We start from the raw sequence: 26172 nt of genomic DNA on the forward strand, positions 1-26172 counted from the left end.
ATATTTTGCGATAGAATCTTTACCTACAACTACAATTTTTTTTTATATTTAATAGCATTGTAAAGATCTTCACTAAAAGGCAATGAAACATTTATATCTGAATATAAATCGATACCATATTTTTTTCTTCAAAATTTTTCCATTTTAGAAGAAACCGAATTAAGAAAACTCTCATAATCATTAAAACTTTCATTAGAGATTTCACTTATTATTTTTTTATCTGTTCTAAATCAAATGCTCGAATTAAACTATTTTGATAACTTTTCGCCATAGAACAAACTTGAGAAAAATGATTGTAATCAAAAATATTCTTTTTTGTATTTTTATTATTATTTTTTTGCGACATAATAATGCCTCCTTTTTTGTTTTTCATACCTATATTATGCGTGTTTTTTTCGAATGACACAAATGCGAATAAAATGAATAATTGATTTTTTAAGGGGCACTATAATTTAAAATATTCTTTTTACAATATTGTTAATTCTAATATATTATAGTATAGTAAGTTATTTTCATTTTTTTGGATTAAGCGCACATGTCACTTATTTTTTAATGAAAATGATAAATTTGTAATTTAAGACACATATTATATTTGTAAATTTTTATGAGTTTGTATCCATTAATTTCTTTCAATGTATAAGTGCTGAATTTTTTAACTTCATTTCGCGTAATTTATAAATATTGAACAAATTAAATTTGAATGTTATTTTTTTAATAAAATTAAATAAACAGAATAAATATAATAACGGAGGATTATGCAAAACTTTAAGAAAGAAGAATCGTTAAATTTATATCTCAAAAAAGTTGATGATATTAGTTCTAAACAATTAAATAAAGATCAAAAAGAATTAATTAAAAAGATGTTAGAACTACTTTTTAACGATAAAAATACATCTACGTTTGAATTTGAAAGCGCTTACAGATTATTAATACAAAGAGTTAAAGTAGGCTTTACTTTCGATTCAGCTTCCGGGGAAGCTAAAGATACAATTGCTCTTTTAGAAAAAAGATGACAATAAATCATTTATAAACAACCCATTAAAACCAGTGAACCAATTAATAATTGGTGAAAACTACAATGTTTTAAATAACTTATTATTAATAGAGAGAATAATGCTCTCTACGATGTAATTTATATCGATCCTCCTTATAATACAGAGTCAGCTGTAACTGATGGAAATAGTGTAGCAGATGATAAAGAAAATATCTCTAATTCAAAATTTATTTATAGAGATAAATTTAGTCGTAATGGCTGATTAAACATGTTGCAAGAAAGATTAATTTTAGCACGCCAACTTTTAAAGGAAGATGGTGTTATTTTCGTTTCAATTGATGATAGCGAACAAGCCTATTTAAAAGTTTTAATGGACGAAATTTTTGGCGAAAAGAATTTTGCGGTTTGTATACCATATATTTCTAATTTAAAAGGAAGGCAAGCAAATACAAACTTTGCTTTAACACATGAATATATTTTGTGTTATTCTAATGGTGATAATTTTAAATTTAAGGAATTAGAAGACATATATATATCAAAATTAATGCCTCAAATATATAAAGAAATTTTTAAAGATGCAAAGGGTTTCTTTAAACTTCAAAATAAATTAGAAAATACAAATAGTAAATTTAATAGCAAACAAGAAGTAACTTGTATTACCCTTTATACATATATAAAGATAAAGATGAATATAAAGTTGATGTTATAAAAAGAGAAAATACTATTGCAGAAATTTTTCCGAAAAAAATTAAAAATATTTATGATGGTGTTTGAAGATGAGGTAAAGAAAAAGTTGTCGAAGACAACGATGATTTATATGTAAAATTTGAATCTAATAAATTCAGTGCTTGTACAAAGAAAAGAGACACTTCTTGAACTCCGAAATCCATTATAATGGTACAAACATTAAACACAAAAAACGGTAATGATCTTTTAGAAAGTATTTGTGGAAATACCAACTTTAACACTTGTGAAAATATAGATTTAATAAATTTTTTAATTAATATTAAATTACAAAAAATAAAAATGCTCGTGTACTCGATTTCTTTGCTGGGTTTCGTGTCATAATAATGACACAGGCAAATAGTCAAGTAAATACAAGGGTTTTAGAGTTTCTACCAAAGTTTAAAATCAAAAAAATGAATCGTTGGTGTGCTGTTTAGAGCAGTTATTACGATAATAAATGTTGTAAACAGTACATCAGCATAAAGGAGGAAGTCATATGTCTAAGGCAAAAAAAGACACGATTGAAGCAAAAGGTTTTGCTATTCAAATTTATACTGAAGACTTTAAAAACGACTATATAAGTCTAACGGATATTGCTAGATATAAAAGTGATGAACCATTTATAGTTATTAATAACTGGTTGAGAAGCAAAGATAATATTCAATTTTTAGGTTTATGGGAATCAATGCATAATCCTGATTTTAAACCTATCGAATTCGATAGGTTTAGAAATGAAGCAGGTAGTAATGCATTCACACTATCACCACAAAAATGGATTGAAAAGACAAATGCGATAGGCATTGTTTCTAAGTCAGGACGATATGGAGGCACATTTGCTCATAGTGATATAGCAATGGAATTTGCTTCATGGATTTCACCAGAATTTAAGCTTTACATTATTCAAGATTATAAGAGACTTAAATCAGATGAAAATTCAAGATTGTCACTGGGATGGAATCTGAATAGAGAAATTTCCAAGATTAACTATAAAATTCATACGGATGCAATCAAAGAATATCTCTTAAAGGATCTTACCAACGAACAGCTATACTATAAGTACGCAAGTGAAGCAGATATGCTAAATGTTGCTTTATTTAACAAAAGAGCAAAACAGTGGCGTGAAGAAAATCCAGATTTGAACGGTAATATGAGAGACTATGCAAGTCTGAATGAGTTGTTGGTGCTTGCAAATATGGAAAGCTATAATGCGGTTCTTATCGGCAAAGGTATGGAACAAAAAGAAAGAATGATAGAACTGAGAAAGCTTGCGAGAACTCAGTTGATGTCAATTGAAAAGTTGAACAATACAGGAATTAATAGCTTAGAAGATAAGTCAAAGAAATAGAGAGGTCTGTTATGAGGAGTATATGGATAATGACAGTATGAGCTTACTTAATGATGAATTTGATTACTTGATTGATGAACTTAGAGAAAATGGACAGATTAAAGATAGTGCAACAATTGAAAAAGAAGACAATAATCTGGTGAATATTGTTGGGAATATCTTAGGTGAAGTCGAAAATATTGAAAGAGAAAATAAAAACGGAGAAACCTTTAAAGTAGTTAATTTCTCGATTGTGTCTAAAGACGATGAGGGAAATAAGATTTACACTAATTGCTCAGCTTATGGAGATAAGGGAGATATACCAAAGGATTTTAAGCAAGGTGACTTTGTAAAGCTTTTTGGTCAAGTAAGAACATCCATTGACGATAACGGAAAGGAACATACTAATGTTAGAATCCTATCGTCTAAGCTTTTAAAAGCAAAGGAACAGATGAAGAATCAAGAAGAAAAGAAAGAATCTGTGCTCGGAGCAATAAAGAAATATAAAGCTGAAGAGAAAGCAAAACCTATGGAGAAGAAAGAATCTTCAAAGGAAACGGAGAGATAGGATATGTCGGTGTGGTCTTCGGGCTGCACCGATTTTTTTTTATTGCAAAATTAGTTCGAGAAAAAAGAAGATAATACTATTAAAAGTTCTATTATTATGCTATAATAGAAACGATATGATATTAAGATGGATAAGACTGGAGGATATTCATGTCAAAATTAAGTTATAAAAAACTATTTAAAAAACTAATTGATGTAGAAATGAAAAATACTGAGCTTATGGAAAAAGCTCATATAAGTAAGAGTACATTCTATAAAATTAAAAATGGCGAAAATGTTACTACTGATGTATTGCTAAGGATATGTGATGTTCTCAAGTGTGATATATCAGAGATTGTGGAGCGTGTAGAAAATGAAGAACAGTAATAAAAAAAAGTAGTGAATATACGATTTTTGAGACTTTTGTTGGAGCGGGAGGCTCACATATAGGTTTTAAAAATAATGGATTTGTTTCACGGTATGTAAATGATTTCTCAATTGATGCTATTGAAACTTTAATTCTGAACAATCCTGAAATAAAGGATACTTCAATTATTGATACAACAAGTATAGTTGATGTTAATCCAAAACAAATCATGAATGATTCTGGTATGAAAAAAGAAGAACTTGATGTGCTTTTCGGTGGAATAGTTTGTAAAGGATTTAGTTTAGCAGGAGAAAAATCACCTAATGATGAACGCAATTATTTCTATCACAAACAGTTGGAATTTGTAGATGTATTAAGACCTAAAGTTAGTATTATTGAGAATGTTCCGGGCATAAAAACTGCAGAAGTTCTTGACGCTAATACTCCAATAGAAATTTCACAAAAAGTAGATGAAATATGGCAAAGTCTTGAAAATTATAAGGGAGAAAAATCAAATAGAAGAAAAAAAGGAACTATAGATGAGGAATTTGAAGAAAAGGGAAAAATATTAAGAAAAGAGAAAGAAAAGCTTCTAAAGGAATTAAAAGAAAAAAGATATATGAAATCTGTTTACAAAGATATAAACGATTTATATGAGAAACTTGGCTATAAGGTATATGCCCATCTTGTAAATTCTGCTTGTTATGGAGCTGCAACAAAAAGAGAAAGAATGATTATTGTTGCAATAAGAGGAGATATTGATATTGAGTTTAAATTTCCTTTAGCAAAATACGGTGATGAATCATTAAAGAAAAAATATCCTTATTTATATTCTGATAATGAAGATTATAGACCTGTAAGAACAGTAAATGATGCATTGGCAATGATAGATTATGCAGATACATCAGATTTGGATAATATCCCTATGAAACATTCTGCTAAAACTGTAGCAAGATTTAAATTGATTCCAGAAGGAGATAATATTGCAAATCATATGGATAATGTTCCAGATGAATTAAAGATTAGTAGGTTTTATTCACGAGGTAATACAATGAGATTAGATGGAAATAGTCCAAGTCCTACATTGGTCCCTGGACATAGTAATTTTCCAGTTCATCCAAGAGAGCATAGAAGTATAACGGTTAGAGAAGCTGCTACAATCACAGGGTTTCCTGTGAATTATAAATTTGTTGGGAGTCATACAAAACGATGTGAAGAAGTGGGGAATGCAGTACCTCCAGCACTTTCATATGCAATCGCAAAAGAAGTGAGTGCACTATTGGATAAATATTATAATTTTGAAGGGAATAAAAATGCTAATATATCTAAGAAAAATAACAAATAATGACACAAAAAAACAAATAGAGACAACTGCTGAAGCATATGAAAGATTTTTTGATGGTTATGAATCGAATTTAAATGGGGTCGATGTAGAGATTTCAAATAAAAATGATACTGATAAAGGAAAATTTAGAATTTCTAAAGCGGGTGGGCAGGCTAATTCATATAGATTTGCATCAGTTACAGGAGAAAGATCCTTATCTAGATTTTTACTTGATAACTATGATAACTATGAGTGTGATGACATACTTAAAATAGTAAAAAATAAGGATAAATACAATATTGAGTTAGTTAGAAAGTCAGATATAGACTATAATACATTATCGAAATTATTTGTTGTAAAACAAAATACAGTTGTTATCATGGACATTAATTCTGATCGTGAGTTTGAAAGTATTGAGTGTAAAAAATTAGATTATAACATTCAAAATATATACTTTGGAGCACCTGGGACAGGAAAAAGTTATGGAGTGGATAAGTTAATAAGAAATTGCTATCCGAACATTGAGAATAAAGATAATCCATTTGTCTTTAAAACAACCGTTTATTCGGATTATTCATATTACAATTTTATAGGAAATATTATGCCGACATCAAAAAACGGTGAAATTGGATATGCCTTTAAGGCTGGGATTTTTTCGCAAGCACTTGCTAGGGTGTTTGAGTATAGTGACAAAGAAATATTTTTAATTGTTGAAGAAATGTCAAGAGGTAATATTGCAAGTATATTTGGAGATATTTTGCAATTATTAGATAGAGATGAGAACGGAGTCAGTGAATGCTCTATTAATAATGATTTAATAATTCAACATTTTGATGAAAAAGGCATTAATATCGGTAAAAAAATATTCTTACCAAGGAATTTTCATATAATAGGAACAGTTAATACAAGTGACCAAAATGTAAACGTAATAGATACAGCCTTTAAAAGAAGATTTGAATTTGTATATGTTGATGTAAGTCCTGTTTCTAAAGATGGAATAATCATGAACGAATATGTGTTTACTCTAGTAAATAAAGCATTTGAATGGAATAAATTATACATGTCATTAAATGAGCTCATAACTACAAAATTAGAACTTAGTGAAGATAAACAAATTGGACAGTTCTTCATTAAATTTAATAATTATAGTAATGATGAACAAAAATTTGCTGCAATACAAAATAAACTATTGCATTACCTATGGGATGATGTACAAGGTGCAGTTATTTCTGATGAGTATAAGATATTTAATAAGGAATACAAAACATTCTCTTCTCTATATAAAGATTTTGGTGAGAAACTTAATGTATTTAGCGAAGAACTAATTGATTTATATGATAAACAATAATTGTAGAGGTGCGAAATGAGTCAACGGGAAATTCGTGTAGTAAATGATGGTCAAACTGTTGATAAAGACTTCGTAAACTCTTGGGAGATATTTGATTATTGTGATCAATACAATGGAAGTCTTACAATATCTTTTGTCGGAGCAATTATAAAAAATGACAAAATTTTATTTTCATTTCCAAAACATTATAAAGTTGATGATGAACACAATCAAGTTTCTTGTATGAAACAAATACTTTATATTTTATCGAAATCAAAAGCAAGTTATGGTAGTTTTGATAAGGGAATAAAAGGAGAATTTCCGATAAAAGCATATTTAGGCATTTTGATGCATTATAAGAAATATGGTTTATATTTATCTAATGAACAATATTATGAAAATGGATATGCTGGAAACATAGATTGGAACAGAACAGTAAATAAATCAAATAAAATCATTCAGAAAAAAGGTGTAATATTTTTCCCATTCATTATTAAGAGGACTAGGGATAAAAGTGTATTTATTAGCGAATGTATGAATTACGTTTTATCAGATGCAAGCAGATATAAGAAGTTTATAAATACGATTATGCCGTATGAATATATTAATAAAAACAATATATTCAACAACTTAAGGTATGTACTTAATGAATTAAAAAGGATTAGAAATCTATATTTTAAAGATATAGAAAAAAGGCTTATTAACAATTTGATTGAATATATAGAGTGGAAAAGCACAACTAGAGATAATGTCAGACTTATAACATTGAAATTTGAAAATTATTGGGAAGTAATGATAAATGAATATCTCAACGATGGTTTTTGTGGAATAGAAGAAGATCAAATTATTTGGGGAGAAAACAAACAAAATAAATTCTCTAAGCCTGAAATGGAATATGTGGAAAGCGCAGAAAAAAGATTGCAATATAAGAGCAGAAGTCCATATAAAATACAGTATGATCATATATTTATTGATGATGATAATCACAAGATTGTTCTTTTCGATTCCAAGTACTTTAATGCAGAAGTGAAACAACTGAATTATAAACAATTATTCTATCAATATAATTTAAAACAAAAATATCCTGAATTTTTCATATATAATGGATTGCTTTTACCTACAGAAAAAACTTATTATACAAAAATTCATGTAGATAGAACCGATCTCGATGGAGTTAAGATTGTAGAACATTATATTAATTTGAATTCAGTTCTGGATCATTATTCGAGAAAGATTTAGAGAAGAAGATAGAAAAGCTTCAGGCAAAGAAGATGTCTGATTTTGAAAAATATAAACTTGGTAAAATGACGAAAGTTAAGTTTGTAGAAAGTAAAAACCAGATAGATAAGGAAATTGACAGGCTGGAAGAAAAGATAAAACTATCTTCTAACGAAACAGAAGTAGTAACAGATAATGAGCTTACACGAGAACTTATGGAAAAGTATGTTGAGTCAGTTATCTGTGAAGGTAGTATAGTTCAAAAAATCATATGGAAATAGACAGGGGGAGGGGGTGAGAAATCACTCTCTTTTTGCTGTCTAAAAATAGACAATATATTTTGTGTCAGTCGCTTGACACGAGAGGGAAGTGGTACAACAGGCCATGCAGTACTAGAGTTAAATAGAGAAGATGGTGAAACTAGAACCTTTACTTTAGTTACAAATAATGAAAACAATATTGGTGAAAATATAACTTACGAAAGACTATATAGAATTAATAATGGTAAAGGTACAAACGGAAAGACTCAAAAGACACTCAAAATTACTAGCATTAGTATGAAGTGCGGACTACACCCACTGAAGCAGATTTACAATCCCTTACAGAGTAGTATTTTCAAAATGTAGAGATAAAAAATTTGTGAAGTGGAGAATTATCATATAAAATCATCTTCAATACTTAATAGTGAATTTTAAAATGAAAAAGCATTTCTTGATAGCAGTATCAGGGATTTAGAAAATGAATTAAAGAATTCAAATAAAAATGCGAGAGAAACCCTTTAAAAAAATATAGCGTCTATGTTATCTGATATTTCTTTTAATCTAAATTCAAAATATATTCATTTAATAGCATTCTTTACAGCCAGAAAAGAAATGCATCAAATATGAATCTAAAAAGCTATAATAGTCATGAATTCTATATACCGAAAGATACAGGCACTGGCACGAACATTAAAGGTATGATTTTTCTAGACTTAGCAGTCTTATCTCTATCTCCTCTTCCTGCCATTGTTCATGCTTCCTTGTTATTTAAAAATATTGATGATGAAGAAAATGATGGCATTATAAAGATTTATGCGAATGTAGAGAAAATAAACAAGCAAGTATTTATAGCATTTGATAAGCAACGATCGTATAGAGATGAAACTTACAAAATACTACAAAATAACAAGGTTCATCAACTATGAGAAAATGGTGGAGAACTTTACTGGAAACCATCGAATAGAGAGGTGGTCGATGAAACTAAGTTATAACAAATTACGGAAACTACTAATTGTAAAGGATGGACTAAAAAAAGCTACGTGAAGAAGCTGGGGTAGTTCTTCATCAATGATAAAGCTAGCAAACGGCGGAAATGTCACTACTGATGTATTAATCAAAATATGTGAAGTTTTAGACTGTGATATAAGTGATATTGAGAAAATAGTAAAGGAGGAAAAATAAATGGAAATTAAGTCATTACAAGAACTTTTTGATATTTCAAAAGCGAAATTAGAGGGACAACATGGTATAATTACAATCACTTTTGCTAATAGCAGCCATGTATATACTGGTAATGATGTTATTGGTAATTGTCTACAAGAATGGCTTCCAAACTGGTTTACGCACCTTGGGGTAAATATCAGATCAGGTAAAGGGACACAAGTATTCCCTGATTTTATTGTCAAGTTTGGGGATAAAGAATATGATTTCGAAGTTAAAGCATGGAATATAAACAATTCTCCTGCATTCGACTTAGCTAATTTCCAAAGTTTTGTAGAAACAACATATAACACTCCTGGTAAATTAAATGCACAATATTTTATTTTAGGATACAAACCTGATGATGATGGATTTTCTCAAGGTTTTACAGTCCAAAAAGTATTTCTTAAACATATATGGGAAATTACATCTTCAACAAAAAAATATCCCATAGGACTACAAGTTAAAAGAAATATGCCATATGCAATGAGGCCATACAATTTTAATCGGAATTCTAACGGATCTTTTTCATCAAAAATTGAGTTTATTAAAGCTGTAAAAGAAGCATTTAAACTCTTCCCAAATCCTGTATTTCCATTTACTCCAGATGAATGGTTTGATAAGGTATCAAAATATTAATTAAAAGAGGTATCGATAATTTTCCGATACCTCTATATTTTTATACTTGTTTGCAAGATTCAAGTAGCTTTAATGAGACAGCTTTTATTACAGGTATACATACTGTATTTCCTAATAAATCAAAAGCTTCAGTTATTTTAATACCATCAAGTGAATAATCCTCTGGAAACCCAAATAATTTTAACCCTTCTTTAACTGTTAATGGTCTAATTCCATTTCCAACAGGGACCGCTAATTTTTGCACATCTGTAGCAACAAGTGTCGGCGTAACCTCATCTGGTGATAACACTTTGGTAAACTCAAATGATAGCTTTCCAGTTACTATGTTGTATCCTTTTTCTAGAGATGAGTCAGGTACTCTTTTATTTCCAATTAATTGTTTAGGATATTCATATGCTAGATAACCTTTAGTTACCAAATCGGACAACAGTTCGTGAAGATTATTATGTGGATAAAATGTTCTAATCATTTCCTCTGTTAATGGCATACCGTCCATCCATTTGATACCTATCAAATCTGCCCATTTTTTATTTCGACGTTGTTTTAGTAAAATATCTAGAAGTTCCTTCTGTTCATCACTAACATCACCTTTAATACCAATGTCCCAACTATGAACATTATTATCTCCACCTCTTTTATCCTTTATTGCTTTTCCATATAAATCTTCAATCGGATAATGTGATAAAAGTTTTCTTGTGAAATCTGTATCAACAGGTGGAGTATCTTGATCAATAATATCCCTTAACTGTACGTGAACTTTTTCAAAATTTTCTAATGGCTTTACTTTCCCATCTCTATATCCGATAAAATAAACCCTATTTCGTGATTGTGCTAATCCAAAATCTTTACCATTTAAAATTTTAGTTTCAACGCTATAACCAAGTTCTTTTAACGTATTATTAATTACTTTAAAGGTTCTACCTTTATCATGAGAAACTAACCCTTCTACATTTTCAAGCACAAATCCTTTAGGCTTCTTTTCCGTTAGGATTTTAGCAATATCAAAAAATAAAGTTCCTCTAGTGTCTTGAAAGCCTAAACCCAATCCAGCTCGAGAAAAGGCTTGACATGGAAATCCGGCTAATAAGAAATCAAAATTTGGCAAACTAGATGGTTTAATTTTTGTAATATCACATTTAGCATCCTCACCAAAATATCTCTTATATGATGAAATTGCCGCAGGTTTTATATCACTAGAAAATACACATTTTCCTTTCAAGCCCATTTCTTTTAAGGCTTGTTCAAACCCAATTCTGATGCCACCAAGACCACAAAATAAGTCAATATATTTTATCTCATCAGCGCTAGAGTTTAATTCATCTTTAATATATAAAATGCCTAAATCAATTAAACTTCTACACTTTTGAGAAAATGATGTACTAGCTGGTAATGGTGCATTTTCTATCATTTCAATATCATTTTCATTTAAATATATAGTTGTTGCTTTCTTTTTATTTTCAAGGGCTTTTCGTCCTGCACCTTCTCTTATTCCACCATGCATTAAATCACCTCCACTTTTATATTATCTTAACATAAAGGCATTGTTTTTTCAAGTTAGTAAAATCCCAATTTTAAATATTTGTAATTTAAAGGTTAGTAGGTTTGTCCAGGTGGGTGTATTTTTGCAAATATCCACTCTGACTTGTCAACCTTTTACTGTCGATAACTTTCCCCACACACATTTTAAACCTAAAAAACAAGGCTCATTCCCAGCTACCGATACCTTTTAACGATAACTTGGAATAAGCCTATAATTTCTACACTTTTTTACTTAGTGGTCAACTCTTGTTATCAAACAAACACTTTCGATATGTGAAGTATTTGGAAACATATCAAAACCTTGAATATATTTAACTGTATAACCATGATTTTCAAAAAATTGAATGTCTCTGGTTAAAGTTCTTGGATCACAAGACATGTAGATTAAGTTATCTAAATTTAATTTAGATATAAAATCAACCAGTTCCTTACCTAACCCAGCTCGAGGCGGATCTAAAATCATAATTGAATCTTTAAGAATTTGTTTATGTTCAACTAAAACCTTAAAAGCATCACCGGCAATATATTTAGCATTATTTATCTTATTGATCTCGCTATTGTAATTAGCAGCTAAAATAGCTGATTGTTCAATATCGACACCAAAAACATTTTGGTTGTCATTTGCCACTAGCTGCGAAATAACACCAACTCCACAGAAAGCATCAATAATAGTTTTGTTACTAAAATCAGCTAGTAACTCTTTGATTTTAGTAAAAATGATACTAGCTATTTCATCATTTACTTGGAAAAAAGCACTTGGGCTAATTACAAACTTTTTATCAAGTAGCTGCATATAAAACTGTTGTGATTGATAAATGATTTGGGTTTGTTTGTCTTTTTGTGTTGCTATTTCAATAATATTTAAATTAGTTGTTATTTGATTAATTAAAGCTTTTGGTAAATCGTATAATTTATCAATTTCAAAACTAAGACTGACTTGATTGTTTTGATTAGTTCTTAAAGTAATTTGTTTAAAGTATTTTAAATTAGAGTTTTTGTTTGTTTGATAAAAGGTATTTACTTTGTTTAATACAAATGTCAGTGTTTTATTTAACACCTCTTTATTTTGATTAAAACTATTAGCTAAAATTAGTTGATTAGTTTTAGCGATACTTTCGTAAGCTTTTAAAATATTTTGATCTACACTTAGCTTATATCTAATTTTGTTTCTATAATTGTAAATTTGATTAGCTTTTACAAATGGGAAAATTACTTCTTCTTTTATCTTGGTGTTTCTTAGAAGAAGGTTTTTAAAATAGTTAGCCTTAAATTCAATTTGCTTTTGATAATCTAAATTAATTAGTGGAGCTGAAAAGATATTGCTACTGTGGTTTTTTAAGCGATATACAGAAGCTTTGATTAATTTATCAACTTTAGCAAAAACTATTTTCTTAGTTTGTTTAATAATTGATACATCAGCTATTTCATCTTCAAATAGGTCATAAACAAAAATAGTTTGATTGTCCAATCTAATAGTTCCTAGACCTTCGTAGCTAGTTTCCTTGCAATGTAAATTAGTTAATTTCTTCATTTTGATATTCAATAAATAATAGATTTATTTTTCCATATTGCTTGGTTTTATAGACATTTGCTAAAGCTGGAAGAACTATATTTTCTGGTTTATCTGTTTCAACAATAATGGTTCCTGTTGCTTTTAAGGTCTTATTTAGAAAAATAGTTTCTAAACATTTATTAACTAGGTCATAGTTAATAAATGGAGCGTCAATGAAAATAAAATCAAAACTATTTTTGGTTTTATTTAAATATTCTAAAGCATCTAGGTTTCATACTTTAATGTTGTTTTCAGCTAAGGTTTTAGCGTTATGTATAATTATTGAACATGCTTGTTTGTTGTTATCGATAGCTTCAACATATTTAGCTCCACGACTTAAAGCTTCTAAGCTTCAAGCACCAGAACCACTAAACAGGTCTAAAATTTCAGTGTTTTCTAACTGAAATTGGATACTAGAAAAAACAGCTTCACGTACTTTATCACTGGTTGGGCGAGTATTGTTTTTATCTGGTTGTTCTAAGACACGGTGGCGATATTTACCGGCAATAATTCTATACATAGTTCTCCTAAAGTTGATGTGGTCAGCCATATCCAGCTAGATATGGTACAAAGACAAATAAAATAATTGAAATAAAAATGTTTAAGAGAATGATCATAAAGAGAGATCATTTTCTTTTTGCTAGCCAAAAAGAACCAACTAGTCCAATCGGAACATAAATTTTAAGTAACACATCTCGAAAATGACCAGCTTGAGTTAATACATCAAAAAAGATAGCTCCAGTAGGTTTATTAGCAATATATTTACCTAAATACTTATCTATTCCTTTATTAAAGTAGTATTGTGGAAGTAACACAGAAATAAGTAGTTGTAGTGCCAAACTAATCATAATCCCAGCTACAATTGGTTTCATAACTAGTAGCATATTAGCTACATAAGTATTAGTTTTAAACTTATTAATGTATTTCATTGCTAAAACCATAATGATAATAGCCGGAATACAAAATACGACATAAGTTAAAAACATCGCCAAATACCCTCACCAAGCTCCGTTTGCTACTATGTAGCCAGTAAAAAAGGCGAATTTAGTCGATACCACTCCTGGGGTGGTATTAGAAACTGCAAAAATAGTATTAATGTAATCATCAGTTATATTGCTAGCACCAAATTGATTAGCCATTAAGTTTCATAACCATTGAAAAATCGGCATAAATACTTGTCCACCACCAAAAACTGAAAGCGAAATAATGATTAAAAGAGGAACTGCAACAATTAAAGCGATCATTATTTTTCCTCCTTTTTAGCTAGTAATTTATGTATTTTTTGCTTATGATATAAGTAAAAAATACTATAAATACCTATTACTACAAAAATGGCAATAACTGGTAAATTATAAGGAGCTGGCACAAAAAGATTAAAAGCTAAAGTGAAAATAAAGATTGAAATTCAAATCGGAGTTTTTAAAGTGTTTTTGCTTTGGGTTATATATCTTAAACCAAATTGAGTTAAAAAAGCAACAATTGAAATTAAAACTCCAATTGAGATAATTGTGCTATATTCTCGTGGTATTTTGTTAATTAATAAAAATAAACCAAAAGCTAGTAATACATGAGGTAAAATTGCAATTAAAGTAACTAAAGTACCTTTAACTTTACCTAATAAGTGAATGCAAATATAACTAATAGTTTGAATTACGCTCGCTCCAGGAAGCATATTAGTTACAATTACTACATTGTCAAATTCTTCTTCGGTTAGTCAGTTGTGTTTATCAGTTACTTCTTTTTTGATCACTGGCATTAAGGCATTTCCACCACCAAAACCAATAAAAGTAACTTTTAAAATGAACAAAATTATAGTTCAAATACTAACCTTTTTCTTAAAAGATGTGTCCATATCAGTATTATACTTTTTTAGAGTTATTTTTTGAATAAAAAGCACCCAAATTGGGTGCTTTTAGCTGCTTAAACTAGTTTTAGTACACGATTATCGTTTTTATCTAAAATAGCCGTTAAAGGTCTTCCACCTTGTGAAGTTGCTTCACTAGATGACACAAACCGAGCAATCGGAAGTGATCATTGGAAGTCTTGATCAATTTCACCTTCATCATATCTACCATTTTTGTTTTTATCAATTCACATAAATAGTTGTGAATTTTTATTTAATGAAACAAATTGTTTGGTTACGTAGCTGATGAATTTATTTTCTGGATATAATCTATCACCTAATTCTTCTTTTCTTTGTTCTGTACCATATCTAGCACCTGGGTTTAGATTATAGTGTCCAAAGAAGTTAAATGTTGGAATGTAATCGAAAGTCACAGTTTTATAAGTTGAGCCATCTTTAATTACCATACCAGTGTATTTATTATCAGGTAAGTATCCACTAAATTTAACTCTGTTAAATTGTTTTACAGTAGCTCCAGTGTTTTGTGAAGTGTTATCTTCATAATAAATTTGAGCTAAGCTTTTTCCATAACCCATAACTTTTAGGAATTCTTGATAAAACTCTACTGATCTGTTTTTAGTTTTTTCATCCGGTAATCTTTGAGGCTCACCATCTTTATCAACATATCTAAATTCAGAAATATCAAAAACTGAATTAGGTGAAACTGCAGCCTGACTAATAAACATACCAGTTCTATTAGGTCCACCAAGTGAGTTTAAGTAAACTTTAGATCAGTCTTCAGCTTGAGCTGAAGGAGCAATATTAAAGTTTGTTTGATAAGGATTAGTTGGAGATATAGTTGCTCCAAAATAACTTAAACTTAAAGCTTCTGTTTGGCTTCTGTTTAAATATTGATTTGAAGCTAACTTGTTTCTACTTTCATTGATATTAAAGTATGACTCATAGGCAAATTTAGTATATTCACGCGGAATTAGTTCAATAATTGAATAGTTATAACCAAACATTTTCACTGTTAAACTGAATAGTTTTTGTGAATCAAAATAAGCTTTAGTTTCTAATTCTTCTGGTGTTAAATTTGTAGGTCTATTAGCTGTATTTCAAATTCAGTTTGGTGAGAACATATTTCCTAAAATACCACCAGTTTTATTATTTCCAACTGCAGGTCATAAGTAGGTTAAAGCTGGACGAATATAACCAGGATCTTCAACATCATAATTTAGTAAGTTGTAGAAGTTATTAATAAAATAGTAGTTTCAATTTAAAACTGATCCTTGATCATTATTTGGGTTTAATCTAGGGTTGTAGTATAGTTTTTTATCTTGTAAAATGTCTGGAGAAAGAGTAGGATTTAGTTGGTTTATAGTTGGAGTGTTTGCGCCAAAAAAGATATTATCAAATCCAGCGTTTTGAATATAAACGGTTGAAAAATGGTGCATATATTCGTGGAATACAGTTGCCATAATCGCACCTATTTTTTCATATGAACCCATTTGTTCTTTAAATGGAATATATGTTGTGGTGTTAATATCGATTTGGTAATCACCAACGTGGTATAGTCCGTTAACTCTAGAATTTAATCTGTTACTGTTGATATTGATTGAAACAAGTCTTTTAATTTCAGGTCCAAATGGAACTTTACGTTTAAATTCTTGAGCAAATAAAACTAGTTCAGCTGGTGTAAAGTAATATACTGCATCTTCGACAGGTTTATTTTCCATTTTGTATAATCTTTTAACTTTAAATTGATTAAATGAAACACCTGTATAAGGGTCTTTATAAGTCATCATTGTTTGCTCTTTGTTTTCGTAAACATTAGCAATTTCATTAATTTGATCATTAGCTTGTTTACTTAAAAGATCACTAGCTGAATATTCATTTGGTTTAATAAAACGATCAATTGGTGTTTCTTTAGGTTGTACTAGTCCATGGATTTCAATTCCGTTTAGAGTTGAAGAAGGTAAAACTGGGGTGAAAATATCAGTATCAATATTTTGTCCGTCTCTTAAAGTAATCACTAAACGTTCTGTTTCATACTTTCTGTTTTTCATTGGACCACCGTTGGTTCTAACTTTGTAAATATAGGCATTAGAATAGGTGTTATCAGTTGGAATAGTTGTTGGTTGACTGGTAGTTTCACTGGTAGAAACATTACTTGTAGCTGTAGTACTTGTATTTGATGAAGAAATACCACTTCTGCTTGAAGTGCTATTTGCGTTATTGTTTGAATTATCTTTTTGACGATCTACAGCTGGTTCAACTGGTTTGTTATCATCAGTATTTTCTTTTGCTTGTTTAATTTCTTCTTTAGTTGGAGGAGTGTTATTTGTTAAATGGTTATGACCATCATCGTTAGAAATGATTTTACTAATCACACTATCAGCGGCACCTGTTTTAACATTAGTTATATATTGATTTATAGCATCAGTTAAACTACAACTTGAAACAACTGGTGCGATAGCTAAAGTAGAAATAGATAATAAACCTAATCATTTTGATTTTAATTTAGCCATAATCCTCCTTTTTTAATATTTAATAAATATTAAATTGCTTTTATTTCTTTAAATTATACTAGTTAATTTATAAAATGCATTTGATTGCAAGAAAATACCACAAAACAACTAAATTAGCACCTATTGTTAAAAAAGTAATGGTAGTTTCTAAAATTTAAAAACAAAAGAGTGCGTTTTGCACTCTTTTATAGTTCATAGTTATTATAATGAAGCGAAATAAACAACTATTCTAACTAATTGTGAAACGTATGACATTTCATTGTCGTATCATGAAAATAGTGAGTATAAGTTGTCTTGTCCTTCAACTTTAACGATTTTTGTTAACTCAGAGTCAAAAATTGATCCGTAGCTTGAGTTAATAACGTCTGATGAAACAATTGGAGCTTCTTCATATTTTAAAGTTTCGCTTGCAGCTTTTTTCATTGCAGCGTTTAATTCTTCAACTGAAGGTTGTTTTTGTAGTCTAACTGTTAAGTCTACTAATGAACCTGTAATTGTAGGCACACGAACAGCAGCACCATCTAATTTACCTGCAGCAGCTGGAACTACTAAACCAATAGCAGCAGCAGCACCTGTTGAAGTAGGGATCATGTTTTGAGCAGCAGCTCTTGCTCTTCTTAAATCACGGTGTGGAGCGTCTTGTAATCTTTGGTCACCTGTGTATGAGTGGATTGTTGTCATTTTACCTGAAACAAGACCAAATTCATCAACTAAAACTTTAACAACTGGTGCTAAACAGTTTGTTGTACATGAAGCAGCAGAAATAACTGTGTCTTCTTTTGTTAATGTTTCGTGGTTTACGTTGTAAACGATTGTAGGTAAGTCTTTACCTGCTGGTGCAGAAATAACAACTTTTTTAGCTCCTGCTGTTAAGTGAGCTGAAGCTTTTTCTTTAGATGTGAAAAATCCTGTTGATTCAACAACTAAGTCGATTCCTAATTTTCCTCATGGTAAGTTAGCTGGATCTTTTTCAGCAAAAACTTTGATTTCTTTACCATCCACAATGATTGAATCAGCTGTGTGTGATACTGTATGTTTTAATTCGTGGAATGCTGTATCGTATTTTAATAGGTGTGCTAATGTAGCTGGGTCAGTTAAGTCATTAACAGCAACAACTTCTAAATTAGCTTTAGTTTCTAATAGTCTTCTGAAGAATAATCTACCAATTCTTCCGAATCCGTTAATTGCAACTTTTTTCATATAAAAAGCCTTTCTTGAAATGTAAGATTTTGTAAGTTAACTTGATATAAGATATTAATATCTTACAAAAACAATTATATTACTTTTTGCGAATTTTTTTACACTAGTTTTTTGGTGGTAAAAATAAAAAACTGGAAACATTTCCAGTCTTTTACACTAAATCAATTTAACACGTTTTTTAGACTCAAATTGGTAGTCATTTGCATACAATTTTCCGTCTCTAAAGTCTAATTCTAAGGCATTTTTTTGCTCTTTAGTTTTAGTTGCATAAAAGATTTTTACTCTTTTATTTTCTGGTTGTTTTAAGTAAAAAGCACCAGGGTTAGATGAGTAAGCTCGAATTAAATTAAAAGCCTCTGTGGTCGATAAATTAGGTGATAATTCACCATTTTCTTTCAGTAGTTTTGGACTTAAAACTACTTTAGTTTCATCTTGGGAAATCGGACTAATATTACCATTATATAGGTCTTTTAGTCAACTAATGATGTGAATAGTAGCTAGATTAGATAGCTTTAGAAATAAGCTATCAGAAGTATCAGTATCTAAAATTGGGATTTTAGCTTCCTTAATAATATCACCAGCATCCATTTTGTTGGTCATATATATTAAGTTAATACCAGTTTCACTGTCTCCATTTAGCAATGCATGTTGAATTGGTGCTGCTCCACGATATTTAGGTAGTAGTGAACCGTGAATATTAACACTAGCAATTTTAGCTAATTGCAGTACCTTATCTGGAATGAATTGACCAAAAGCACAAGTTAGAAAGATATCAAAATCTAATTCTTGTAATTGTTCGTATATTTGACCGATTTTTTCAGGTTGAAATAATGGAATATTATACTTATTAGCAAGTAATTTCACAGGTGTAGGTTCTAGTTTATAACCACGATTAGCTGGTCGATCAGGTTGACTAACTATTGCGACTACTTGATAGTTTTTAATTACTTCTTCAAAAATAGGAACTGAAAAATTAGGTGTACCGGCTAAAACTATTTTCATAACGCTCCTAAGAATTATCTTTACCTATGCAAAGTTCATGAATGATTTTGATAGTTTTTTCAGCAATAAATTTATCTGAACTCTTTTTTACTTCCACTAAATTAGTAGTTGTTAATTTATTTATTTCAATGTATGAACCAATAAAAGTAGCTTTTTGATTTAGGGCACGATATTCAAGTATTTTGTAAATAACGCTTTCTAAAAAACGGCTATTTAAAGGTTTAATACATAATTCATCTAAAACTAAAATTTGTACTTCTGATAAGGTTTCAACCACACCACGCATATCTATAGTTTTATCTTGAATAGAACTATATCAATATTCATTTAGATAACTAACATTAATATATGCTGATTGGTAAGTATAATAAGCGAAAGTATTTGCAATAGTGCTTAGTAAAAAATTACGCTTATCAGCACTACCAGCCATATACATTCCATTAAGTAGTTGTGGAGTTTGAGCTTGACCTTCTAATACATTTAACAAGTAATTTTTGTATGTTAAAAAAGACACATCTTTAGCTTGATTTAAGGTGTTTCTTGGTATTTCATCTAAAGTTAAAGGTGTAATAGGGGCAGAAATTTCAGTTGCTACTAAATGGTTGTTAATCATAAATTGCTTAGCTTTAGTATTTTTGGCTAGTTTTTTGACTACAACCACTTTGCCGTGTTTATTTCGTTCAACAAAACGATCAAAAACCGAATCTTTATCTTCAGCACACCACTGAATGTATTCGTATAATTCAACATAGTTTTGTAAAATTTCTTGATCTGAAATTTTAAGACTTTTAATTAAACCATTTAAGTGGATATTATTTTTTAATTGATCAACAAAACTATTAATATTTAGCTTTGAAACTTCATCAGTTAGCTTATTGTTTAAATCTTGTAAATTTTTGTTTAATTGTTGGCTCATATTGCTTAATTAAGAGTGTTTCGACAAATAATGATTGAATCTAAAATAGCTTTAAAACTTGAATCAGTCATACTCATAAATTTACCATTAAAGTAGTTTAATACTGTTTCAAAATCGGTGATATTATTATCTAATAATTCATCGATTAATTTATTTGCCAGGTTCATTCAAGCTGTTGTAGCTCTTTTATATTTATTACATGCTAAATAAGTTACTAAATTAATAATTTTGCTATTTTCAATTTTAGCTTCAAAACTTGCTAACAGTTGTTCTTCGGTGTCATTGATGGCACGTTCTTTAATTTGTTGTAAAAAGTCAACTGTACTTAGTTTAATTAAAGCTTCATAGTGATTACTGTATTTTACATAACCGATAGTTAGTTTGTTTGATAAATATTCGCTAGTGTTAAATAATGTTTGAATTTGGTTATTTTCAATAGATAAACGACCGTTATTAACATATGATTGAGCAATTTCTTCTGCTTCTTTGTGTTCTTCTTCACCCATGAAAACATCAACAAAATTAGCAGTAATATCTGTGAAATTATTTCCTTTAATAATACTAATGGTTTGGACTCTTTCTTTAATAAATGCATCAAAGTTAGACTTACCAATTTTACGAATAATAAGCTCTGAAATGATTTCGTTTGCTTTTATTCCTTTAGCATCTAAAGGTTTTTGAATATCAAAAACAGTTTTTAATTTACTATCATCTAGGTAGGTATTAATTAGACCAATTCCTTCTAGTTTTAGTCTCGCTTGTTCTAAGCGATTACGATCCATACCTAAAAATAACCCAGTAGAGTTAAAATCAACACTTGAAGATTTTTGATTTTGTCCTTTGGCAAAATCAACAAATCATTCATATAAATAAACTGCATCAGCAGAAATAATTGGACCGTAAAAAGTTCTTAAGTTTCTTAAATCATCACTTGAAATAAATGATTTAGTTTGTATCACATAATATGGATATTTTAAACTTGTTTGTTGCATGATGCTCCTTTATTTTGTGGTTAATTTTATATTTTTCTTTTGTTTATATATCTTATAAAATTACGGCAATTTTTTAAGTAAATTTATGATTTTTTTTGTTGTGTTTCGGTGTTTTCAAGGGATTGTAATAACTGGTATGTTACGGAAATTTTTCAATTTGGCTCAATTGTAGTTATTTAAGGAATTAATTAGTTTTTTAGTAAAGTGATCAAGGTGCTTATTTTTCTGAAAATTATCTCTCACACGGTTTGGAATATCTAAAAATCATATTTGTTCAAAAAAGATACTAAAATCAACAAAACTAGTATTTAACTTAGGTATTTCAACAAAATCATACTTATTTGTTTCTAAATGCTTGAAAATTTCAGCAAATACGGCTTGTTCAAGTTCGCTAAAACGCTCTGGGTGTTGGTGTAGAAATTGTTTGAGCAGTGGTTTGTTAATCATATTATCTTTTAGAATGCTATTTCCAAATAAATTTGCTACTTTTTGAATGAAAATTTTATTTGTGCTGTATAAATTAGCAACAAATTCATCACAAATTAAAATTTTGTATCCTAAATTTTTTGCGATGTTAATAAAAACAGTTTTTCCTGCAGCACTATAACCTACAATTGCAATTTGTTTATGTTCGTTTTTAGTGTGGTTATTGCTCATTAGCACTCATTAAATATTTAGTTGCAGTTTTTAATTCTAGTGATTGTAATTTATCTAATGCTTTATTGATATTTAGACTTAATTGATAGTTGTTAATGTTTGAATCAAATTCTGGTACATCTAAAATTAATTGTGCCATTTCATAGCACATTTTGCCTTGCTGCTCACCTGTTAGTAGTTTTTTTCTGACACTTTCGGCGATTCGAGAGTCGTTTATGTTGTTAAAAATTCCTTCAAAGTTATCAAACCAACTAAGTAGTTTAATTGCAGTTTTATCACCTATACCTGTAATTCCAGGCAAATTATCACTTGGATCACCTTTTAGCCCCTTAAATGAAGTAATTTGATGCGGATACATTTGGTAGTGATCAAAAAAGTTTTCATCAGTTATTAATGAGTAGCTGTTTTGTTTTTTATCAATCACATAGACATTATTTTTCACTAGTTGCAATAGATCTTTATCTCTTGAATAAATTAGTTTTGTTCCTTCGATTTGTTCACAATAAGTAGCTACTAAATCATCGGCTTCATAACCTGATTTTTGTGCTCAATTAATATCTAGTAAAGTCAAAATTTCTTTAATTAAATTAAATTGCACATGAATTTCTTCTGGTGCTTTTGCACGACCGTCTTTGTAAGTTGGTAGCATTGCGTGTCGCTTTGTTTTTGAATCAGCATCAAATGCTACAAATAAGTAAGTTGGTTTAAATTCAGCAATTAATTTAGCTAGCTGAATTAAGAAGGTGTTAATTCCATTAGTTGGAATACCGTCTTTAGTGCTCATAATTTCGCCTGGTCCGTAATAGGTTGCATAAAAACTATTAAACATTAAATAGTTTCCATCAACTACGAGCGAAAGTTTATTATTAATTTTCATATTCCCTTCAGTCTTTGATATTGTAATAACCTTTGTCGTTTTTCATCATGTACACTAAAATCAACCTTGGTTTGTTATTAATGTGTAATTGCTTGGTTTTTTCGTCAAATCCGTAGCAAGTTACACCAGCTGTTTCATCTTTTAGTGAAATGACGACACTTTTTCCATTTACTGCCATTTTAGCGTGAGTTAAGTAGGCTAAAACTCATACTAATTCAGATTTTAGTTCATTTAATTTAGGTCTTACAACAGTAGTATCACTTGTTTTAATTTGAATTGAGTTGTAAATATTACCAAGTAACGCAGTTTCATAATCCATTTCAGCCTGGATATTTTTATCACGATAAATTAGAGGGATTTGTTCATAATTATTTCCCTTGATAAAGTCTAATAATGCTTGGTAATCATTATTTTGGTTTGATTTATCTTTTTTGTTTTTTGAATCAAATAGTTTATAAATATTAGCTAAATCACCTACAGAAGCTAGTAATGTTTCAACATTAGCAAAATTTCTAAAAACACCAGCTTTAATTAAAGTATCAATAATAGAATCGGTCACTCCTGCTAGCATTAATCTTCAAATGGTGAACTTAAAGTCTGTAAATTTACCATTTTTAGCCTTTTCAGCTAGGATTTTACTTACCGCAGCATCTCCGATCCCTTTGATCATATTAATTGGTAAATATAGTTGTTTGTTGACAATTTCAACTACATTTGATGAAACTTCAATTAGTGGTGAATTTATTTTAATGTTTAATTGATTAGCTTCCATGATGCATTTATTAACATTACCAAAATCACCGATTATGTTGCTTAAATATACTTTATAAAATTCACGTGGAAATCTTGCTTTATAATATGCCATTTTGTACGAAATTAAAGCATATGCAACTGCATGTGATTTATTAAATCCATACGAAGCAAAAGTTTCAATATTGTTGTAAATTTGTTCTAAAACTAACTGGCTAATTCCATTTTTAATACCACCATCAAAGAAGCTTTGTTTATAACTATGAAGTTTTTGCTCATCTTTTTTAGATATAGCTTTTCTTAATAAATCAGCTTGTGAAAAGCTCATACCTGCTACTTGTTGAGCAATTTCCATAATTTGTTCTTGATAGACTATGATACCAAAAGTAGGTTTTACGATTTTATCGTATTTAGGTTCAATGCTGTAAATTTTAGTAAAATCACGCTTATTTTCAGCATATTGACCAATATATTGCATCGGTCCTGGACGGTATAAAGAAATAATTGCATATAAATCATCAAAACTATCAATATGAACTTTTTGAATAGCGTCTTGCATTCCAGTTGATTCAATTTGGAAAATACCATTAGTTAACTTTTTATTTAGTAATTTCAGCGTTTCCTGATCAACAAACCTTGAATAGTTATTGTTTACAACTGTATCAAAATGTTCTTTTTGATCAATTAAAGCTTCAATTTGTTGAATGATTGTTAGGTTCTTAAGACCTAAAAAGTCCATTTTAACAAGTCCATAACGCTCTAAATAATCTAAAGTAAACTGAATTTGTTCAAAACCGTTTTGGTTGTAAGCAGTTGGAAATGACTTATTTAAGGTTTCATTAGTAATAATAATTCCAGCTGCATGCAATCCACTTTGTCTTGGTAATCCTTCAATCATGCTTGCATATCGGTGTAGGTTTTCGTATTTAGAAACAGCTACTTGATAACGCTTGTTATTTTTATAGTAGTAATCTAAATTTTTATCTTTATCATTAACCCCTAAAGTAGCTGTAATTGCATTGGCTTCTGAAGGGCTAATTTTGAGAAATCTAGCGACATCTTTAATAGCGCTTTTGGCTGCTAGTGTTTGAAAAGTTGAAATTAAAGCGACTTTGTCAGCTCCATATTTAGTTTGAATATATCTAAGCAATTCTTCTCTACGGTTATCTTGAATATCAATATCAATATCAGGAAGTGACACACGATCGACATTTAAAAAACGTTCGAATAATAAACCAAATTCTAATGGGTTAACTCTTGTAATATCTAATAAATAAGAAATTAGCGATCCAGAAGCACTTCCACGACCTGGACCTACTTCAATTCCATTTTGCCTTGCAAATCTAATTGCATCTCAAATAATTAAAAAGTAGTCAATAAAACCAAGTTTTTTAATTACACCAAATTCATATTTAATTCGCTCTAATACTGTTTCTTTACCATGGTGAGTAATTAAATATTCAACTTTTTCATTTTCAGTAATTAGTTTTAAAAGTAATTTTTCATTATCCTCACTAAAACTAGCTAATTTAAGTGTACTATCAGGAATTACATATGAAATGCTTTCAACTAATTCCAACATATTTTGATAGACTTTTAGATCTATTTTTTCAATACTTTCAGTTTCAAAATAGTCTTTAAACACCACATTGTCATTCACATTACCAGAAATGTTTTCTAAAACATTAATAATTTCGTTTTCGTTTTCAAATAAAACTCTTTTAGTTGGCGCAAAAACGGTATTAGGTGCTATTTCTTTATCACTATTAAAGTAGAAGTTTTTGCTATAGCTAGCTATTTTGATCCCTTTAGCTACTAATCCTTTTTCTTTATGGTCAATAACAAAAACATTCTCATTAGCTAAATCTTCAAGTTTGGTTGCATAAACACCTCTGGAAGCGTTATTTATTAATTTATAAATAAATTCTAAACCTAAATTGTTTTTAGCAATAACGATAACCTTAAAATAGCTATTTTGATCTAAAATAACTTTGGTTTCAATACCTAAAATTAGCTTAATTCCAGTGTTTTTGGCTTGTTCATAATAGTATTGTAACGCATACATATTATCAACATCAGTCAGTGTTAAATACTCTAGATTGTTTTCTTTTGCCAACTCAAATAACTTTTGTAAGCGAATAGTTGAATATAAAAATGAATACTCAGTATTAGTGTGCAGAATTATGTTTTTTCTCATATTTTTATTTTACCTTTTTGTTTAGTTGAATGTTTAAATATCATAATTATTTTGCTGGTCAACTTATTCAAAAATAATATAAAAACTAACTTTTGGTTGTTAGCTTTTCTATTATTAAGTCAGTTAAATACAAATGAATTTAGAAATATTGAGGATTTTTGTATATAAGTAAATATCTTGAAAAATCAAAA

The 26172-nt window shown here is 29.2% G+C and carries 25 protein-coding genes and 2 pseudogenes; 13 read left to right on the forward strand and 14 right to left on the reverse strand.

What is annotated here, in order from left to right:
* Positions 1-208 precede the first annotated feature (208 nt).
* Positions 209-373 carry a hypothetical protein gene (locus ACJA23_RS01435; protein WP_406614604.1) on the reverse strand — a complete coding sequence of 55 codons (165 nt, stop codon included), beginning with the start codon at positions 371-373 and terminating at the stop codon, positions 209-211.
* A gap of 382 nt (positions 374-755) precedes the next feature.
* Here ACJA23_RS01435 and ACJA23_RS01440 point away from each other — a divergent pair, with 382 nt between their 5' ends.
* The 13 genes and pseudogenes from ACJA23_RS01440 (at position 756) to ACJA23_RS01500 (ending at position 9925) form a co-directional block, all read left to right on the forward strand.
* Positions 756-1019, forward strand: coding sequence for a hypothetical protein (locus tag ACJA23_RS01440; protein ID WP_406614606.1), 264 nt, complete (start codon positions 756-758; stop codon positions 1017-1019).
* A 117-nt stretch (positions 1020-1136) separates the two neighbouring features.
* Positions 1137-1703, forward strand: a complete 567-nt coding sequence (locus ACJA23_RS01445; protein ID WP_406614747.1) for a DNA methyltransferase — start codon at positions 1137-1139, stop codon at positions 1701-1703.
* 513 nt (positions 1704-2216) lie between these two features.
* Positions 2217-3065 carry a KilA-N domain-containing protein gene (locus ACJA23_RS01450; protein WP_406614608.1) on the forward strand — a complete coding sequence of 283 codons (849 nt, stop codon included), beginning with the start codon at positions 2217-2219 and terminating at the stop codon, positions 3063-3065.
* Between the two features lie 10 nt (positions 3066-3075).
* Positions 3076-3612, forward strand: a pseudogene (locus ACJA23_RS01455) (DNA-binding protein); the annotation flags it as partial.
* Between the two features lie 149 nt (positions 3613-3761).
* Positions 3762-3977, forward strand: coding sequence for a helix-turn-helix domain-containing protein (locus ACJA23_RS01460; protein ID WP_406614610.1), 216 nt, complete (start codon positions 3762-3764; stop codon positions 3975-3977).
* Positions 3929-5302, forward strand: coding sequence for a DNA cytosine methyltransferase (locus ACJA23_RS01465; RefSeq protein WP_406614612.1), 1374 nt, complete (start codon positions 3929-3931; stop codon positions 5300-5302). The genes ACJA23_RS01460 and ACJA23_RS01465 overlap by 49 nt, the downstream gene beginning before the upstream one ends.
* A complete protein-coding gene (locus ACJA23_RS01470) occupies positions 5271-6629 on the forward strand; it encodes an AAA family ATPase (RefSeq protein ID WP_406614614.1) in 1359 nt (452 codons plus the stop codon). The genes ACJA23_RS01465 and ACJA23_RS01470 overlap by 32 nt, the downstream gene beginning before the upstream one ends.
* 15 nt (positions 6630-6644) lie before the next feature.
* A complete protein-coding gene (locus tag ACJA23_RS01475; RefSeq protein WP_406614616.1) occupies positions 6645-7847 on the forward strand; it encodes an LlaJI family restriction endonuclease in 1203 nt (400 codons plus the stop codon).
* A pseudogene (locus ACJA23_RS01480) lies at positions 7838-8107 on the forward strand (recombinase); the annotation flags it as partial. The gene ACJA23_RS01475 and the pseudogene ACJA23_RS01480, both read left to right, overlap by 10 nt.
* 72 nt (positions 8108-8179) lie before the next feature.
* Positions 8180-8452, forward strand: coding sequence for a hypothetical protein (locus ACJA23_RS01485; RefSeq protein WP_406614618.1), 273 nt, complete (start codon positions 8180-8182; stop codon positions 8450-8452).
* A gap of 224 nt (positions 8453-8676) precedes the next feature.
* Positions 8677-9078 (forward strand): DUF2326 domain-containing protein, encoded by a 402-nt coding sequence (locus ACJA23_RS01490; protein ID WP_406614750.1) that lies wholly within the window; start codon positions 8677-8679, stop codon positions 9076-9078.
* A gap of 76 nt (positions 9079-9154) precedes the next feature.
* Positions 9155-9268 (forward strand): helix-turn-helix domain-containing protein, encoded by a 114-nt coding sequence (locus tag ACJA23_RS01495; protein WP_406614752.1) that lies wholly within the window; start codon positions 9155-9157, stop codon positions 9266-9268.
* Positions 9269-9925 carry an NgoBV family restriction endonuclease gene (locus ACJA23_RS01500; protein ID WP_406614620.1) on the forward strand — a complete coding sequence of 219 codons (657 nt, stop codon included), beginning with the start codon at positions 9269-9271 and terminating at the stop codon, positions 9923-9925.
* 40 nt (positions 9926-9965) lie between these two features.
* Here ACJA23_RS01500 and dcm read toward each other — a convergent pair whose 3' ends face one another.
* The 13 genes from dcm to dnaE form a co-directional block, all read right to left on the reverse strand.
* Positions 9966-11426 (reverse strand): DNA (cytosine-5-)-methyltransferase, encoded by a 1461-nt coding sequence (gene dcm / locus ACJA23_RS01505; RefSeq protein WP_406614622.1) that lies wholly within the window; start codon positions 11424-11426, stop codon positions 9966-9968.
* A 270-nt stretch (positions 11427-11696) separates the two neighbouring features.
* Entirely contained in the window at positions 11697-12995 is a 1299-nt protein-coding gene (gene rlmD, locus ACJA23_RS01510) for a 23S rRNA (uracil(1939)-C(5))-methyltransferase RlmD (protein ID WP_406614624.1), read from the reverse strand.
* The gene (gene rsmD, locus ACJA23_RS01515) at positions 12979-13536 is read right to left on the reverse strand and encodes a 16S rRNA (guanine(966)-N(2))-methyltransferase RsmD (protein ID WP_406614626.1); all 558 of its coding nucleotides are present in this window, start codon (positions 13534-13536) and stop codon (positions 12979-12981) included. The genes rlmD and rsmD overlap by 17 nt, the downstream gene beginning before the upstream one ends.
* Positions 13537-13543: 7 nt before the next feature.
* Positions 13544-14260, reverse strand: a complete 717-nt coding sequence (locus ACJA23_RS01520; RefSeq protein ID WP_406614628.1) for a chromate transporter — start codon at positions 14258-14260, stop codon at positions 13544-13546.
* Positions 14260-14868 carry a chromate transporter gene (locus ACJA23_RS01525; RefSeq protein ID WP_406614630.1) on the reverse strand — a complete coding sequence of 203 codons (609 nt, stop codon included), beginning with the start codon at positions 14866-14868 and terminating at the stop codon, positions 14260-14262. The genes ACJA23_RS01520 and ACJA23_RS01525 overlap by 1 nt, the downstream gene beginning before the upstream one ends.
* Positions 14869-14936: 68 nt before the next feature.
* On the reverse strand, positions 14937-17390 hold the full coding sequence (locus tag ACJA23_RS01530; RefSeq protein ID WP_406614632.1) for an MYPU_1760 family metalloprotease: 2454 nt from the start codon (positions 17388-17390) through the stop codon (positions 14937-14939).
* 201 nt (positions 17391-17591) lie between these two features.
* Complete coding sequence (gene gap, locus ACJA23_RS01535; protein ID WP_406614634.1) at positions 17592-18590, reverse strand: type I glyceraldehyde-3-phosphate dehydrogenase; 999 nt, start codon at positions 18588-18590, stop codon at positions 17592-17594.
* 156 nt (positions 18591-18746) lie between these two features.
* Positions 18747-19592, reverse strand: a complete 846-nt coding sequence (gene fmt, locus ACJA23_RS01540) for a methionyl-tRNA formyltransferase (protein ID WP_406614636.1) — start codon at positions 19590-19592, stop codon at positions 18747-18749.
* Between the two features lie 7 nt (positions 19593-19599).
* Complete coding sequence (locus tag ACJA23_RS01545; protein WP_406614638.1) at positions 19600-20508, reverse strand: hypothetical protein; 909 nt, start codon at positions 20506-20508, stop codon at positions 19600-19602.
* Between the two features lie 5 nt (positions 20509-20513).
* Positions 20514-21500, reverse strand: coding sequence for a hypothetical protein (locus ACJA23_RS01550; RefSeq protein ID WP_406614640.1), 987 nt, complete (start codon positions 21498-21500; stop codon positions 20514-20516).
* Positions 21501-21560: 60 nt separating this feature from the next.
* Positions 21561-22157 (reverse strand): dephospho-CoA kinase, encoded by a 597-nt coding sequence (locus ACJA23_RS01555; protein WP_406614643.1) that lies wholly within the window; start codon positions 22155-22157, stop codon positions 21561-21563.
* A complete protein-coding gene (locus ACJA23_RS01560; RefSeq protein WP_406614645.1) occupies positions 22147-23034 on the reverse strand; it encodes a 5'-3' exonuclease H3TH domain-containing protein in 888 nt (295 codons plus the stop codon). Before ACJA23_RS01560 ends, ACJA23_RS01555 begins: the two co-directional genes overlap by 11 nt.
* Positions 23024-25981 (reverse strand): DNA polymerase III subunit alpha, encoded by a 2958-nt coding sequence (dnaE, locus tag ACJA23_RS01565; RefSeq protein WP_406614647.1) that lies wholly within the window; start codon positions 25979-25981, stop codon positions 23024-23026. Before dnaE ends, ACJA23_RS01560 begins: the two co-directional genes overlap by 11 nt.
* Between the last annotated feature and the right edge of the window lie 191 nt (positions 25982-26172).

This window comes from Mycoplasma corogypsi (genome assembly GCF_045276875.1).
Taxonomy (GTDB): domain Bacteria; phylum Bacillota_I; class Bacilli_A; order Mycoplasmatales; family Metamycoplasmataceae; genus Mycoplasmopsis; species Mycoplasmopsis corogypsi.